Origin of the sequence: Streptomyces sp. NPDC090994, from assembly GCF_044768905.1 — a bacterium.
GTDB lineage: Bacteria > Actinomycetota > Actinomycetes > Streptomycetales > Streptomycetaceae > Streptomyces.
Genome location: NZ_JBIVWS010000014.1, coordinates 80867 through 97598, shown reverse-complemented (window position 1 = coordinate 97598; position 16732 = coordinate 80867). Strand labels below are relative to the sequence as shown.

Sequence of the window (16732 nt, the reverse complement as noted above, 5' to 3'; positions counted from 1 at the left end):
GGCCGGGGCGCGCGGCTCACAGGTGGCCGGCCTACGGCTGAAGGTGCGGCCAGCGGTCGGACAGGGAGTTCGCGAGGTGGTGCATGGCGGCGGCTGAGCGCCCGGCGGGCAGGCGGCGGTGCTCCCGCTGCCAGCGGTGGCGGCGCAGTGCGACGAGCACGGCCGCGTACAGGGCCGCGTCGCGCACCAGGGCGCCGTTCAGCGCGGCTGCGCTGCCCTGCTGGTAGCCGCTCAGCAGGTGGCGGGCGCGTCTCAGGGAGAATCCGCGCCGGCCGCACAGGCCGAGCAGCGCCATCCCCACGTCCAAGTGGGGCAGGTCCAGCGAGCCGTCCTCCCAGTCGAGGAAGATCAGGCTCCGGCCGCCGCGGACGACGATGTTGTCCGGGAACAGGTCGCCGTGGACCGGGACGTGAGGGGCATCGTGCTCAGTGACGTGGCCGACGGCGTGCCAAGTGGAGCGCGCCCACTGGGCGAACGGCCCATCGGGCAGTGTGGCCAGGGTGTCGGCGTCGGCGTCGTGCAGCCGCAGGTGCGGGGGCAGCGCACTGTCGAAGCCGGCCGCCGCAGTGCGGTGCACCCGCCCGAGGAGGAGCCCGGCCTCGTGGACCAGGCGGACTGGTAGCCGGGCGGGGCTGCGCCCGTCGACGAAGTCGCACACGATGACCGGCCGACCGCCGTGCCGGGTGACCCAGCCGCTGGCGCGCAGCGGCCGCAGCCGCGGTGCCGGGGCGCCGGTGAGCTCCAGATGCCGCAGGAAGCGGGCGTACTCCTCGGCCTGCGCCGGCGACTTCTTGTTCAGCACGGTCACCACGACCGTGCCAGTGGCCGTCTGCGCCTTGATGTGGGCGTTCTCCATACCGCCCGGCAGCGGTCGTGCCCGGCGCAACGTCAGGCCATACGCGTCGAGCAGCTCGGCGGCGTCCAGCTCGGAGAGCGGCTCCCCTGCCGCGGCGGTGCTCACCGGGCCTCCGGCCGGGGCGTAGGCAGGGTGGCGGTGATGTCGGCAAGGGTGGTGCGGGGGTGGGTGACGGCACACAGCGCCTGGTCGAGGCCGGTGAGCGTGGCCGCGATGGCGGGCCGGGTGGCGGTGTCGGTGCGCCAGGTCAGCGTTCCGGCAAGATGGCCGACGTGCTCGTCCAGGACCCAGCGCTGCTCGATGCTGGTCGGCGCGCGGCGTGGGCCGACCCGCTCCAGGGCGATGTCCTGGCAGTGCAGGCCGTCCAGGGTGAGCGAGGTGGTGCGCATCGTGTTGAGCGCGAGCGTCACCCGGTACAGCGGGCCCGGCCCGAGGGCGCCGGTGTCGCAGAGGTTCTGGTAGAGGTCCTGGATGGGCAGGGCCTGGTGCTCGATGGCCTCGGTGACGGCGGTGTTCGCCTGCGCCACCAGATCTCCGGCGGTCTTCGTCGGGTCGACGTGCAGTCGGATCACGGCGGTGTTCACGAAGTAGCCGATCAGGTGCTCGGCTCCGGGCCGGGCCCGGTTGGAGATCATCATGCCGATCCGCACGTCCCGCTCGCCGTCGGCGTGGTGCAGGACCAGGGCGAGTGCGGCGAGGAACGGTCCGGCCACGCCCCCGCGCTGCGCGCTGGTGGCCGCGGTCTCGCGCAGGCTCCGGACGAGGTCGGCCGGCACGAGGACCGGTTCGACGTCCACCGGGCTCAGGCCGTCGGTCTGCGGCTCGGCCCGGTGGCCAGGCAGCGGCGGGGCGAGTCGGCGGCGCCAGTAGGCGAGCTGGCGCTGCTCCTCGGGGCCGCCGCGCTCGGCGCGCATCTGCCGGCTGTGGGCGGCGAAGCTGCGGGGGATGGCGGGCAGGTCTGCGTCCCGCCCGGCCCGGGCGGCGTTGTAGAGCTCGGACAGGTCGCGGTAGAGGACGCCGATGGACCAGCCGTCGCTGACGGCGTGGTGGACCTGCAGCAGGAGGACGTGCCGCTCCTGGTCCAGGCGCAGCAGGTGGACGCGGAAGAGCAGGTCGTGGCGGGGGTCGACCAGCCGGGCCGGAGCGTGGCGCAGCAGTTCCTCGGCCGTGGCGAACTGCTGCCCGGCCGCGAGGTCGAGCGCCCCGAGGCTCATCGGGTCCGGGGCGCGGTCGGTGACGAGCTGGACGGGCGCGCCATCGGGCCGCCGGCGGAAGGTGGTGCGCAGCGCGGACTGCCGGGCCACGAGCGCGGTGACGGCGCGCCGGAGTGCGGCGACGTCCAGGGGACCGTCGATGCGGATGGCGCCGCTGTCGATCGGGCGCAGCCGGGTCGGCGTGCCCGGAGTGGGCCAGGAGCCGTCGGGCAGGACGAACTCGGCGTCGAACAGACGCTCCTGGCCGGGCGAGAGCGGCGCGATGTCGGTGACGACCGAGGGCTCGCCGGCGGCGGTGGTCGCGGTCATGCGGGCTCTCCCTCGGCGGCGGGGTGGTCGGGGATGCCTCCGAGGAGGGTGTGCAGCAGTACGAGGCGTTCGCCGCCGGGCAGCAGCCAGCGAATGCGGTCGAAGTCGAGGCCGTGCACCGGGGCCAGAGCGAGGCCCGCTCCGATGGCGGTGTGGCACAGCAGTTGGCCGATGTAGCCGGCGTTCAGCAGGGCGAGGGGTTCGGCGTCGCATCCGTACAGCGGGGCGGACTCGGCGGGGTCGGTCGCCAGGAAGATGCTGAACGCCGCGGTGTTCGCCAGGGGCCGGTTGGCCGGGCCGAGGTGGATGCCGGGGTCGAGGTCGATGTCCGGGGCGTGCGGGGTGAGGTCATGGGCGTCGGGGTGGTAGCCGTACAGGCCGCCGGGCAGGCCCTGGACGCGGCCGGGCCGCACGTGGAGGTGGACCTGGACGGCGTACAGGCCGCCGGCTGAGGGGTAGAGGAAGGCGGGCCGGCCATCGACATGGGTGCGGCGCAGGCTGTCCAGCAGGTCGGCGAGCGCCTCCAGGGTGACCGGGCGGGGGTCGAAGGTGCGCGGGGTGCGGCGCCGCGCCCGCACGTCCAGGTGGCCGGGTACCCGTTCGGGCAGGGTGCGGGAGGCGGGGGCCGGGCCGTGGACGGGCCGGGCGGCGCGGAAGGCGGCCCGCTCGGCGGGATCGGTCAGTTGCGGCTGGCCGGACCACACGCCCGGCGCGGCCGACGCCGAGTCGTCGGGGGCCGCGGAGTTGTGCTGAAGGAGGATGCGCAGGGTCGGGGCGGCGTAGAAGGCTTTCAGGTCGGGGCGCCCGCCGGTGTGCTGTTCGACGGTGTTGGCCAGCCGGATCACGTCGACGGAGGTGATCCCGAAGGCGAGCAGGTCCTGGTCCAGGCCGGGCCGTCCGGGCACGATCGCGGCCAGCGCCGCCCGCAGCTCCTTCTCCAGGCCGGTGTCGTGGCGGGCGGGCCCGGCGGCGGGCTGCGGTGACCGGTGGCCGGGGGCTGCGGCGAGGCGCTCCAGCGCGCCGCGGTCGACCTTGCTGGCGGTGCTCAGGGGCAGCGAGGGCAGGACGGTGAGCGCGGCCGGGAGCATGTGGGCGGGCAGGCGGCGGGCGAGGTCGGCGCGCACCGCGTCCAGGGGGCGGGCGGTGACGGCGAAGGCGGCCAGGCGCCGGTTGGTGCGCTCGCCGGTGGCGACGACGGCGGCCTGCTCGACGCCGGGCACCGCACACAGCGCCGTCTCGACCTCGCGCAGCTCGACGCGGTAGCCGCGGATCTTGACCTGGGCGTCGCGGCGGCCGAGGAACTCCAGGGTGCCGTCGGGGCGCAGCCGGCCCCAGTCACCGGTGCGGTAGAGCCTGCGGCCGGTGCGGCCGTCGAAGACGAACGCGGCCGCGGTCAGCTCCGGATCCCGCCAGTAGCCCAGCGCGGTGCCGTGGCCGCCGATGTACAGCTGTCCGGGGACGTGTGCGGGACACGGCAGCAGCTGGTCGTCGAGGACCTGGACGCTCTGCCCGGTCATCGCGGTGCCGTACGGGATGCTCGACCAGGCCGGGTCGAGGTCGCCGATCTCGTGGAGGATCGACCAGATCGAGCCCTCGGTGGCGCCGCCGAGGCTGACGATCCGGCACTTCGGGGCGCGCTCGCGCAGCCGTCCGGGCAGGTTCAGGGGGATCCAGTCGCCGCTGAGCAGGCACACCCGCAGGCTCTCCAGGACCGTGTCGCCGGGGGGCAGGGTGTCCAGGAGCAGGTCCATCAGCACCGGCACCGAGTTCCACACGGTGACGTGCTCGGCGCGGGCCAGGGCGGTCCAGGCGGCAGGGTCCTGGCGCTGGTCGCGGGTGGGCACCACCAGGGTGGCACCGGCCGCGAGGGTGCCGAACAGGTCCCAGACGGCGAGGTCGAACGTGGATGGGGACACCGCCAGCACCGCGTCCGTCGCACCGATGGCGAAGCGCTCGTTGACGTCGAGAACCGTGTTGAGCGCTCCCTGGTGGGAGATCATGACGCCCTTGGGCCGGCCGGTGGAGCCCGAGGTGTAGATCACGTACGCGAGGTCCCCGGCCGTGCGGCTGCGCTGCGCCCGGCCCATCGCCGGGTCGCTGGCGGGGGTGGGGCCGTCGGTGAGGAGGACGGTCAGGCCGGCGGGCAGTTGGGTGCGGGCCCGGGTCTCCTGCTCGGTGACGACGACCGTGGCACCGGTGGCGGCCAGGAGGTCGTGGAGGCGTTCGGCGGGCCAGGCGGGGTCCAGGGGAACGTAGGCGTATCCGGCGAGCAGGACGCCCAGCGTGGCGGCGGCCTGCTCGCGGCCGGGGCGGCACAGCACGGCGAGGAGTTCGCCGGCGGGCCCGGCGGCGGTGACCTGGTCGGCGATCTGCCGTGCCGCGTCGGCGAGTTCGCCGTAGGTGGTGCGCTCACCGTCGCAGACGATTGCGGTGCGCCGCGGGTGCCGGCGGGCCTGCGCGATGAACGGCTCGTGCAGGAGCCGGCCGCCGCCGAGCGGCTCGGCGAGCTCGGGTGCCGGAGCGGCAGCGCTGAGGCGGGGGCGCTCGGGGGCGCCGGGGTCGTCGATCAGGGTGCGCAGCTGAGCGGCGTGGTCGTCGAGCATCGCCTGGACCAGGCCGTCGGGCATGCGGCCGTCGACGGTGTCGAGGTTGATCGCGAGGTGGCCGGCGGCCTGGTAGGTCTGGTAGTCGACCAGGACCTGCGGGGTCTGACCGATCCCGAACCCGATGGTGCCGGGGAACGGGGTGGCCGGCTCGGAGCCGGGCACCTCCAGGTCGAGGGTGCTGGTGAACACGACGGGCGCGGCCGCCGCGGTCCGGTCCCGGGTCTCCCGCAGGTCCCGCAGGACATCGACTCCGCTGTAGCGGGCGTGGTCGAGGTCGGCCCACAGCCGGCGCTGCAGCGCGCGCAACCGTTGGCCGAACGTCGGCGCGCCCAGGTCGATGCCGGTCAGGACGGTGGAGGTGAAGTCGCCGACGATCTGGTTGATCTGCGGATGGACGTCGGGTCGGTTGTAGATGGTGGTGTTGAGCAGGAAGGTGCTGCTGTTGGTGAACCGTCCCAGCGTCTCGGCGAAGACGGCCATCAGCAGCGCGGACAGGGTCGCGCCGTGCGCGGCGGCAACCCGGCGCAGCGCGGCGAGGTCGTCGGCGGGCAGGCGCAGCTGCAACCGGGAGAAGCGCGGCCGCGACCCTTCGGCGGTGTCCGCAGGCTTGGGCAGGAGCGGCAGCGTGGGCGGTGCGGGCAGGGCTGGGAGCTTCGCCCGCCAGTAGGCGCGGTCGCGTTCGTAGCGCGGGCCGGTGGCCAGGGCGGGCAGGTGGGCCACGTAGTCGGCGAAGGTCAGCTCGAGCACGGGCAGTTCGGCGTCCGGGTCCTCGTAGAGGGCGCGGGCCTCGCGGTAGAGGATCTGCCAGCTCAGCGCGTCGCCGATGAGGAGGTCGAAGCTGAGGAACAGGCGGGTGGCCCCGCCGGGCAGTAGGGCCGCCTCGATGGTGAACAGCGGCCAGGTGCCGGTGTCGCGGTGGGCATGGGACAGGCGCTCGCGTACCTGGGCGAGCTGCGTCTCGGGGTCGGCGTCGGTGCGCAGATCCGTGGTGTGGATCCGGTAGGGCGCCACGTCGGTGAGGATCTGCTGGCGGCCGTCGGGGGTGGTGACGGCGCGCAGCATCGGGTGCCGGTCGATCAGGGCCCGCCACACGGCGGTCAGCCGCTCCAGGTCGGCCTCGGGAAGGTCGGTCTCGGTGTAGAGGTGGGAGTCGACTCCGCCGAGGTCGAAGTCCGTGCTGCGTCCGGTCCAGTAGGCCTGCTGGATGCCGGTCAGCGCGAACGGCTGCCCGGTGCCGTCGGGCGGGGCGGGGGTGAGCGGCGGTAGCGGGTCGGGCGCGGTGGTCTCGGCGGTGAGGAGGTGGCGCACCCGGGTGGCCAGCGCCCTGGGGGTGCCACTGGTGAGGAGGTCGCCGAGGGTGAGATCGACGCCGAGCGCGGTCCGTAACCGGGTCGCGAGCCTCAGCGCCAGCAGCGAGTGTCCGCCGACTGCGAGGAAGTCGTCGTCGGCGCCGACCGGCTGGCCGAGGACGCTGGCGAATGCGTCGGTCAGCACCCGCACCAGCGGGTCGCTGTCGTCAGCCGTCCGGCCGGACGCTGGGAGGGCGCCCGTCTGGGGCCGGCGGGGCTGGAAGGGGGTGAGGTCGCCGGTGGCCGCGGTCAGGTCGGTGACCGGAACCGTCGCCTCGTCGGCCAGCCGGTGCAGCATCGTGTGCAGGGTGTGCAGCACGGTGCGGGCGTCGTCGTCACCGACGCGGGTGCGGTCGTTGACCAGGCGCAGCCGCAGTCCGTCGAAGGTCTCGACGACCAGGGCGAGCGGGTGGCGGGTGCGTCCGCCCTCGGACCGGATCCCGGCCGTCTCCAGCACCAGGCCGGGCCGGGGGCCGCGGTCGCCGGTGTGCGGGTAGTTGGCGATCGACACCACGCTGTCGTACAGGGCGCCGCCCGGCGCGAGCCCGGCCCAGGCGTACAGGTCGGCGGTGGAGCAGGCACTGTTCGCCTCCGCCTCGGCGAGCAGGTCCTGGATGGCCCTCGCCCAGCGGCCGGCGTCCCCTGCCGGGGCGGGCAGCCGGATCGGCACGGTCGTCGCGACGGGCCCGATCAGGTCGGCGACGCCGGGGAAGGCGGCCGTGCGCCCCGAGAGGGTGACTCCGATGGCGATGTCGTCGCGGCCGCGCTGCCGGGCGGCGACCAGGCCCCAGCAGGAGATCAGCACGGCCGCCGCCGTGGTGTCGTGCGCGCGGGCGAAGGCGGCCAAGGCCCCGGAGGTGGCCGTGTTCACGTCGAGGTGATGCTGTCCGTGCCGCTCCTGGTCCGGGAGCAGCGAGTGCTCGGCGACCGCGGGTAGCGGCTGGTACCCGGCCAGGCGCCCCGCCCAGTACGCCCGCTGTCGGCCGCGGTCCTGGGCGGCGAGCCAGCGCGCGTACGCGCCGAACCCCGCCCGCGCGGCCGGGGCGTCCCCGGCGTATCGCTGCAGGAGTTCGTCGACGAGCGTGAGGTGCGACCAGCCGTCCAGCACGCCGTGGTGGTGGGTCCACACCAGGTGGTGCCGCTCACCGTCGAGGTGCTGCACGGCCAGGCGCAGCAGCGGCGGCCGCGTCAGGTCGAACGGCTCGGCCCGCTCGGTGCGCAGCAGTTCTTCCAGGTCGGCCTGCTGGCGGCCGGTGTCGTGACGGCGGCTGTCCACGACGCCGATCGCGCTCTCGCTTCGGGTGAGGACGACTTGCTGCGGATCGGCGGCCAGGTTCCATGCGAGGCCGGTCCGCAGGATCTCGTGGCTGGCGATCATCCCCGCAAGTGCGCGCTCCAGACTGGGTACCTCCAGCGGCCCGGCCAGGGGGAGAACAGCCTGCTCGATGAAGAGGGCGTCCTCGGGGGAGGCGAGCGTGCCGAGAAGGAAGCCCTGCTGCGCGGGGGTGGCGGGGTGGACTGCGGCGATCGTGCGGTCGGTCATGATCGTCATCCCTCGAACGTGGCGGTGATCCGGCTCAGGTCGGCGGCCGAGAGTCCGGCTGGCCCGGTGGCGGTCTGCGGGCGGATGGTGAGCGTGGCGGCCGCGCGGCGGGCGAAGGCGTCAGCGAGGCGCTGGACGGTGGGGGCCGGGATGAACGCCTCGTCGAAGCGCCACCTGACCTCGACTGCCTCCGGTCCGGTCCACATCACGGCCTCCAGGCCGAACAGCGGGCTCGCGGCGGCGTCCGGAAGGTCGGGGCCGCAGCCGGCCGGAAGGTCGCCCAGGTAGTTCAGCGCCACCGGCGGCAGCGCCCCCGTCCAATCCCGGGGCTCCTCGATCCGGCGGTGCAGGGCGGCGGCCAGCGCCGACGGGTCGCCCAGCACATGCAGCTCGGCTCGCAGCGGCCGGAAGTCGGTGAGCCAGCCCACCGCGGCCGCCAGGTCGAGCCCGGGACGGTCACGGCCATGGAGCTCGGCGCACAGCGCGGGCGGCAGGTCCGGGCGCACCTCGGCGAGCGCACCCAGCAACCCGGCCCCCAGCACGGCGAGAACCCATCGCGGTGCGTCCTGCTGCGCATCGGCCAGGGCCCGGCGGGCGCCCGCGCCCAGCCGCGAGACGGCGGAACGGCACGCGGTCGGCCCGCCGGACCCGGGCCAGGTGGGGAAGAGCGTCGCGGGCCGTCCGTCCTGGTCCCGCAGCCACACCCCGTACCCGTCCCCGCGCCGCTGTACCAGCTGGGCCGGGTGCGCGTAGGCGTGCCAGAGCTCCTGGTTCAGGCTCTGCAGGGAGACGACGTCGGCGACCAGGTGGTGGACGATCCACACGACCCTCTCCGCCTGTCCGGCGGCACGGATCAGGCACAGGCCCACCAGCCGGCCGGCGAGGTCGAACCCGTCCTCCACGCGCTCCAGGGCGGTGGCCACGGCCTGCTCCCGCTCGGCGGCCGGGACGCCGTCCAGGTCGAGGACGTGTACGGGCACCGGGCCGGGTTCGCCCAACCGGCCCGTCCACCGGCCGCCCGTGTGCGTGAACGACGTCCACAGCGCCTCATGCCCGGCGACGATCGCGGCGAGTGCCCGCTCCAGGCGCCCGGTGTCGACCGGGGCGGGAGCGTTAACGCTCCACCGCACAGTCCACCGCTCGGGTCGGGGGGCGGCGTGCGCGAGGAACCCGGCCTGGTGGGGCGTCAGCGGCACAGGCCCTGGATTCACCGTGTCCCGCACGCCGGCCGGGCGCGCGGCGGCCGCGATCCGGCGCAGGGTCCGGCGCTGAAGGATGTCGTGCACGGTCAGCTCCAGGCCCGCCCGCTGCGCCCGGCCGGCCAGCAGGACCGCCTTGATGGAGTCGCCGCCTTCGGCGAAGAAGTTGGCGTCCGGGCTGGTCGGCGGCGTGGAGAGGACCTCGCTCCACAGCGCGGCGACCACGGCGAGCTGCGGGTCGGCCGCGTCCAACGCCTCCTCCCGGGCGGCAGGCGCGGGGCGTTCGGCCAGCTCCCGGCGGTCGACCTTGCCGTTGCCGCGCAGCGGCAGCCGGTCGAGGACCTCGTACCGGTCGGGGCGGGCGTAGAACGGCAGCCGGTCGGCCGCGAGCGCAGCTGCAGCCTCGGGAAGGGCGGCCGGATCGGCGCCGGGGGCGGGGACGAGGAACGCGGCGAGCACCGGTGTGCCGCCGGTGGTGGTGACGGCGGCCGCTGTGATGTCGGGGTGGCCGGTCAGGACGGCTTCGATCTCGCCGGGTTCGATGCGGTAGCCGTGGATCTTGAGCTGGTCGTCGCTGCGGCCGAGCATCACCAGCTGCCCGCCGGGACCGAGGAGGGCGAGGTCGCCGGTCCGGTAGGAGCGGGTGCCGGTGTGCGGGTCGGTGGTGAAGCGGGCGTCGGTCTCGGCGGACCGGTCCAGGTAGCCGACCGCGACACCGGGCCCGGTGACGACGAGTTCCCCGGCGGTGCCGGGCAGGGCGAGCCGGCCGTCCGGCGTGCGCAGCTCGATCGTCGTGTTGTGGATCGGTGTGCCGATGGGCACCGGACCGGCCGCCGGGTGCTCGCCCAGGCGCAGGGTGTGGGCGCAGCAGCCGACGGTGGCCTCGGTGGGTCCGTACTCGTTGGTGACGAGCAGGCCGGGTGCGTCCAGGAGGTCCAGGGTGGCGGCGGTCAGTTGCTCGCCGCCGACGACCAGGTGCCGGGTGGCTGCGGTGATCTGGGCGCCGGTCAGAAAGGTGGTGAGCAGGCGCAGGCCGCCGGGGGTGATCTTCAGCGGGCTCAGGTCGCGGGTCCGGGTCAGGGCTGCGGCGAGGTCCGTGGGCTCGTCGGAGGGCAGCAGGGTGACGGCCTGGCCTGTCAGCAGCGGCAGGAACAGGCTGGTGACGGTCATGTCGACGCTGATCGAGGAATGGGCCAGGGTGCCGCTGCCGTCCGTGGTGCCGTAGTGGCGTGAGGCCCAGCGGAGGTAGTTCATCAGCGCCGCATGGGTGATGGGGACGCCCTTGGGGCGGCCGGTCGAGCCGGAGGTGTAGATCACGTACACGTCCGTCTCCGGCCCTGCCGCGACCGGCTCCGGTCCGGCCGCCGGGGTGCCGGGTGGCATCGCGTCGATGCGCAGGACGGGCGCGCGGCCGCCCGGCGGGAGGTCAGGGCGGTGCTGGTCCGTGACGAGCAGTCGCGGGTCGGCGTCGGCGAGCAGGTCGGTCACCCGGCCGGCCGGGAGGGCTGGGTCAGTCGGCACGAACGCGGCGCCGCGGCGGGCGACGGCCAGCAGCACGGCCAGCAGTGGCACCCGGCGGCTCATGCACACGGCCACCCGGTCCCCGGCGGCCACGCCCCGGTCGGCCAGCGTTCGGGCGAACGCGACGCTTGCGGCGTGCAGTTCTCGGTAGGTGACCTCGTGGTCGTCGTCGCGGGCGGCGCAGGCGGCCGGGGTGCGCGCCGCCTGGGCGTCGAACGCCTCCACCAGGGTGGTGGGCGCCGCGGTGCCGGAACCGACCTGGTCGGCGCCGTGCAGGCGACTCTCAGAGGTGAGCGGGTCCAGGATCCGTGCGACCGCGGCCTCGGCCGGGGCATCGATGTGCTCCGGCAGGCCGGTGCACAGGGCGCCCAGCCAGTCGGCCAGGCGGCGGGCGCTTTCCTCGGTGACGGCGGCGCGATCCGCGTCCACGGTGAGGCGCAGCCGGCTGCCGACGTGCAAGGAGTGCAGGTCGAGGCGGATGCTGTCGGTCGCGGCCCGCAGCGCTTCGACGGCGACGTCCAGGCCCGGTCCGAAGTCCAGCGGGGATGCATCCACGTGCCGGAATCCGACGGTGAACTCGCCGCCCGGCTGCGTGTGGGTGAAGAAGTCGCCGAACTGGGCGGCGAGCACGTTCTCGCGGTGGCAGCCGCGGACGGTATCCGCGAGCGTGTCGGCGGTCTGCGGGCGTACCGGCACGGGGACGCAGCGGCCCAGCAGACCGATCGTGTCCGGCAGCTGCTCCACCGGTCCGGGGGTGAACAGGCCCAGGGCCCCGTCCTCGCCGGGCGCGATCCGGTTCAGCAGCAGCCGCCACGCCGTCACCACGACGTCGTCCACGCCGACATCGAGGTCCCGGGCGAGACGGACGAGCCGGTCTCCGGCAGCATCGTCCAGCGGCACGGGAAGGTGCAGGCGCGGGCCGGGCGTGGCGGTGCGCATTACCAAGGCGCGGGCCAGGTCCTCGGCCGTCGTGTCCAGCCGGCGGGTCTGCCAGTGCTCGCGGCCGGCGGCGGCTCCCGGGTCGGTGAGCAGGCCGGTGAGGAAGGCGTCGACGGTCTGCGGGTCCGGGCCGCTCGCCCCGGCCGCGGCCTTGGTCCGGTAGCCGGCGGCGACGGCCGAGGCGGCGCGCAGGAGGCCGGTGGTGTCCATCGAGCCGAGCGCCGGGCTGAGGCAGAGGGTGTGGCTGCCGGAGGCGAGGCGGACGAGCCGGACCAGCGGCTGCGCCCCGTCGGCGGCGGTCGCGTCGAGGCGACGGCGCAGCGCAGGGTGCTCGCGCACGGTGTGCTCGGCGGCCACGCGGAGCCGGTCGGCGTCCAGCGGTCCGGTCAGCCGCAGTTCGAGTATCGGGGCCGTGAAGGCGGCCTCGGGGTGGGAGACCAGGTGGAGGTGCTGCGGTGCGGCCGGTGCGACGGTCGGGCCGTCGGTGGCGTCGATCTGCCACACGGTGGTGGCGGTGGCGGGTCGGGGGCTCGTGGTGGTCACCGGGGTTCGCCGTCCTCTCGCAGGTTGGCCAATCGGTCACGGACCAGGTCGTGCACAGTGGCGGTACCGGGCCGCAGGAGATCCCGCAGTCGCTGCAGGGGCAGTTCGGGCAGGGTGCAGAGCGCGGCCAGGACGAGCGGGTACGCCTCGGCCAGCCACGGTGGATCCACGGGGTGACGGGCGCGGGCGTCGAACCGCAGCAGCGCGCTGGCGCCGTCGGCGTGTTCCTGGACGTCGAGCATCAGCGGGTACGGCACCGGCCACAGGGCCGGTTCGCTGCCCGTGATGGCGCAGCCGTCGAAGCGCAGCGGGTGCGTGGCGGGTGGCTGCAGGGTGAAGAGCGTGTCGAAGACCGCCCCGGCACCGTCGGCGACCAGCCCGTAGGGCACCTCGGCGTAGATCAGCGCCTCAGCCACGGCGGCAACTGCCGTACTGAGGTGCCCGCCTGCGGTGGCGGACCAGTCGAAGTGGACAGGGACGGGCACGAGGTTGGCGAAGAAGCCGACCGTGTCGGCGAACACCTCCTCGTTACGGCCCGCGACCGCGCAGCCTGTCACCACCGCATCCGTGCCGGCCGCGACCGCGAGCAGAAGCTGCCAGGCAGCGAGGTGGACCGCGACCGGGGTGACAGACCGGCTTCGCGCCGCCGCCCGCACCGAAGCCAGAAGGCCGGAGTCCAGAGCGAAGCGAAGGTGGCGGGGCTCGAAGGGCAGACCGGAGGGCGTGCTCCAGGGGCGGGCGGACGCCCGGTCGAGCGCGGCGCGGACGGCGGCCGCGCCCTGGTCGAACGCGCCGCTCTCACGCCGCCGAACGGCCGCGGCGCTGTACTGGGCAAACGTCGCACCGACCGGCACGCCGGCCAGGGCCTTGGGGTCCGCGTACAGGGCGCCCAGGTCGCGCTGGAGGATGTCGACGGACCAACCGTCGCCCGCACTGTGGTGCAGCATCAGCAGCAGCACATGGTCGTCCGGGCCCAACCGCAGCACGGCCGCGCGCAGCATCACGTCCCGGCCGATGTCGAACCTCGCCGAGAAGAACCGGCGCGCCAGCAGATCCGCCCGGCCGGGACGCTCGGTCTCCGGCAGGCTCGACACCTCGTGAACCTTGATGTCGACCCCCTCACCGGCGGTCAGCCGGCGCTGCACCAACGCCCCGCCGCCGTCGACCAGCACAGTGCGCAGGGCCGGGTGCCGGGCGACGACCCCCTCCAGCGCCGAGCGCAGCCGGCCGAGATCGAGCGGACCGGCGATCCGGTACGCCAGGGGGATGACCTGAGCGTTTCCGCGCCCGCCGATCGCCTCCGCCGCCCAGACGCGCTGCTGCCCGAGCGACGCCGGCCCGGCCTCCGCGTCCGACGGCAGTTCGATGGCCGGCCGCAGCTCCGCGCCCGCCTGCCGGGCTGCCCTGCGGACGGTCGGATGCGCCAGAAGCTCGTGGACCGCCAGCTCCACTCCGTGTTGGCGAAGGCGCGCGCAGATCACCGCGGCGGTCAGCGAGTCGCAACCCAACATGAACAGGTCGTCGTGGACGCCGATCGGCGCGACCTCGAGCGCCTCCTCCCACACCGCAGCGATCCGGCGCTCCGTCTCGGTCTGCGGCGCGACGTAGGGGGTGGTGGACGTCGTCTCGCCGGGGCGCCGGTAGGCCTCAGCGGCCCGCGCGGCGGCCTGCTGCGAGACGGGCCAGCGCACCCGCGACGGAACCCTGGTGGGCGGGCACTGACTGGCGATCGGGGCCGCGGCGGCGGTCTGCGGCGAAGTGAGGAGCCGCCAGTCCAAGCTCGCGGCCGCCGAAGCATCCACCAGATCGGGCGCATCCGAGAAGTTGAACCGAGTCCGGGCAGCGTCCGCGAACTCCAGGGCGGGCCGGTTGCGCGGGCCCGGCGTGCCGGTGAGAGCGATGCCGTCCAGGCCGAGAGGCCCGGCCCGCCCGGCCAGCTCCCGCAGGACGCACCACTCGACGTTGCGTCCCAGGGCGCGGCAGCTGACGAAGAAGTCCCTCACCCGCAGCACCCGGCCGTCGGCATCCGCCGAGGCGAAGCCGACCAGCCCGTAGTCACCGAAGCGGTCGCGCACCCGGACCGACAACGCCACCCCGGCGGCCGCGAGCACCTGACGGACCGTTCCCGGCGTGTGGACGCGCAGCGCCAGGTTGAACTGGGTGGTGCGGGCCGCAAGCTGCGCGATCCGCTCCACCTCGTCGTCCGTCGCCTCAGACACCTCCACACGGAGGTCCAGCTGCTCCAGGTACTCGGCCGTCGTCGCCGCCTGCGCCGCAGTCCTCCGGCGCCGGGCCTCCCCCGCGATCAGGGCCGTCCGCGCACGGTCCTCCGCGGTCCCGGTGCCCTCCAACGCCAGCTGCCACGTCCCACGCAGGGCGGCGGTGAACTCCTCAGCCTCGGCGGGCAGGTCGACGACTGTGACTCCCGGGTGCGCGATGGCCACCTCGGCCCGCTCGGCCGCACTGTCGTCGACTAAGACCAGCGACTCCACCGCGAAGCCGAGCTCCTCGGCGATTTCACCGACGGCGACGGACTTCGGGCCCCAGCCCGCTCGCACCACCGTGAAGTCCTGCAGGCTGAGCGGCATGTCCGGGTGAGTGGCGAACACCGCCTCCACGTCGGCCGGGTTGTTGCGCGAGCACAGGCACAGCACCCGCCCTGCCTCCAGCTGCGCGCGCAGCGCCTCCTGCACCAGCCGGTAGGGGCCGCCCGTTTCCACGTTCTCGGGTCCTATTTCGCCGCACACTCCGCCCCACAGTGTGTTGTCACCGTCCACGACCACGGCCTTGACCACCGGCCGATGCACGGAGGTCATCCGTCGCAGCACCGCCTCTGCCCACGCCAGCACCACACCCGGCCTCTCGGCGGCGACGTCGGCTTGCGGGAGAGGTGGCGGCTCGACCCAGGTCAGGCCGCGGGCTGCGACGGCCTGACGGGCGATCCGCGCCTCGGCGGGCATCGCGCCGGGGCGAACGGTCACGTACAGCGGCAGGGCTGAGGTCTGGGCCCAGCGTTCGGCGGCCGCGATCTGGCGCTCCATCCACGGCGCTTCGGGGCGCGAGGCACCGGGCCGCAGACCGTACAGCATGTAGATCTCCGATCCGGCGAACAGCGCGTCCTGCTCGACGACCGTCTCGAAGCCCCAGCGTTGAAGGAGGGTTCGGAGCCTGTCCATCCGTCCGTCCCGGTCGTGGACCTCGGCGACGACGTGACCGATAAGGGGCCAATGTTCGTCGTCGAGCCCAGCGAGAACGTCCTCCTCGGCGCGCTCGGCGTCGACCTTCAGGAGGTCAATGCGGCGCACAGCGTTGTCGCGGATCCAGTCCGACAGGCGGATCACCGGAACCTGGAGCTCCTGCCGCTCGGCCGTACGTGCGCGGGCTGTCGGCGCGAGGGCCTCAGCGGCGGCCGCTCGCAGCTCGGCGGGGAGTCCGGGAAGTGCGTCGGCTTGGTGGCGGGCGTACTCCCCCACGATGTGCTGGTCGCCCTCGGCGTCGGCGTAGAAGCCGGATTGCAGCGACGACTGCGGGTAGAAGGTGAGCGCGCGGACGCCTGCGCTCGCTCCGGCGGCAGCGCAGCTCACCGTGCCGCTGATCCCGTACAGGCTCATGTTCGTCTGCAGGGCGCGGGCCACGACGGGGACCGGCTCGAAGGCGTGGATCGTGACCTTGCTCGCCTGCGCGGCGGCGAACAGTGCGAACATCCCGATGTTGGCCCCAACATCGACGACGGTGTCGCCGTCGCAGAGCTGTACGCCGTGTCGTAGGTACTGGTTGCGGACGACGATCTCGTCGTAGAGCTCACGCGTCTCGTTCGCGTTCGTCTGTGCGATAGCGCGGCCGTCCGGCAGCACTCCCAGGCCGGCCCCCAGCGCGTCCTCACCTCCCGGGGCGTCCTCGGACCTCGGCTGCGGGAGGCTACCGAGGCCCTGCTCAAGGACGACGAGGTTGGCTCCGCACGCCGTCGGCCGGACCCCTCCCCCAGCTGGCCCGGACGCCTGCGTCTGCTCGGTCTCGACGCGGTGCACCCTCACGGGCAGCCCGACCGCGTACCCCCAACCCTGAAGCGCAGTGGTCACGTCAGCGAGGCCGGCACCACCCAGGACCTGGATCTCGAAGCCCAGCGGCCCGGCCTGCTCCGCGGCCTGCGCCACGGTCAGGTCCGGTGCAGCAGCCAGAGAATGCAGTACGGATTCGACCAGGCTGGCGAGTGCCCACAGCCTGTCTTCGTCGGCGGCACTGGGCAGAGCGCTGAGGGTCCACTCCCAGCGCGCCGGAGTGACACGGACCGAGCAGGCGAGTGGAGACAGCGCCGGGGGCGGGGTCTGCCCGGCGGCCAACAAGTGAAACGCCGGAAGCGCACTGGAGTCGATCAGCTGCTGAAGGCGCGGGAGCCCGCCGACCTCGGCCAGCGCCGGCGAGCTGTCGGCCCACCGCGCGGAGAGGTGGCGGATCGGGGCCTGCGGAAGCACCTGCAGAGCCTCAACCCGCGATGGCTCCCCAGCCGCGGTGGTGCCGCACACCATCCGCACGTCTTCGACGCCGGAACTGATCGCCAAGACAACCGCGAACGCCGTTCGTGCGAGCAGGCCGGCGTCGAAGTCGGCCGCTGCACCCGTCCAGCCGACGGGCAGGCGGGTGAGGGATGACACC

At 74.3% G+C, this 16732-nt stretch carries 5 protein-coding genes; all 5 read right to left on the bottom strand.

Annotated elements, in window-relative coordinates; translation table 11 throughout:
* Window positions 1-31: 31 nt before the first annotated feature.
* From ACIQR3_RS25880 to ACIQR3_RS25860, 5 genes are read right to left on the bottom strand one after another with little or no spacing between them, the layout of a single operon-like run.
* Window positions 32-961, bottom strand: coding sequence for a phosphotransferase enzyme family protein (locus ACIQR3_RS25880; protein WP_403542906.1), 930 nt, complete (start codon window positions 959-961; stop codon window positions 32-34).
* Window positions 958-2379 (bottom strand): condensation domain-containing protein, encoded by a 1422-nt coding sequence (locus ACIQR3_RS25875; RefSeq protein ID WP_403542904.1) that lies wholly within the window; start codon window positions 2377-2379, stop codon window positions 958-960. Before ACIQR3_RS25875 ends, ACIQR3_RS25880 begins: the two co-directional genes overlap by 4 nt.
* Window positions 2376-7877: an amino acid adenylation domain-containing protein gene (locus tag ACIQR3_RS25870; protein WP_403542902.1), complete on the bottom strand. Its 5502-nt coding sequence runs from the start codon at window positions 7875-7877 to the stop codon at window positions 2376-2378. Before ACIQR3_RS25870 ends, ACIQR3_RS25875 begins: the two co-directional genes overlap by 4 nt.
* A 5-nt stretch (window positions 7878-7882) precedes the next feature.
* Window positions 7883-12079 carry an amino acid adenylation domain-containing protein gene (locus ACIQR3_RS25865; protein ID WP_403542900.1) on the bottom strand — a complete coding sequence of 1399 codons (4197 nt, stop codon included), beginning with the start codon at window positions 12077-12079 and terminating at the stop codon, window positions 7883-7885.
* A complete protein-coding gene (locus ACIQR3_RS25860; protein WP_403542898.1) occupies window positions 12076-16731 on the bottom strand; it encodes an FkbM family methyltransferase in 4656 nt (1551 codons plus the stop codon). The genes ACIQR3_RS25865 and ACIQR3_RS25860 overlap by 4 nt, the downstream gene beginning before the upstream one ends.
* Between the last annotated feature and the right edge of the window lies 1 nt (window position 16732).

Bases quoted from the DNA above. Each gene is read 5' to 3' on its own strand.
- ACIQR3_RS25875 (WP_403542904.1), bottom strand. From the start codon at position 2,379: ATGACCGCGACCACCGCCGCCGGCGAGCCCTCGGTCGTCACCGACATC.
- ACIQR3_RS25870 (WP_403542902.1), bottom strand. From the start codon at position 7,877: ATGACCGACCGCACGATCGCCGCAGTCCACCCCGCCACCCCCGCGCAG.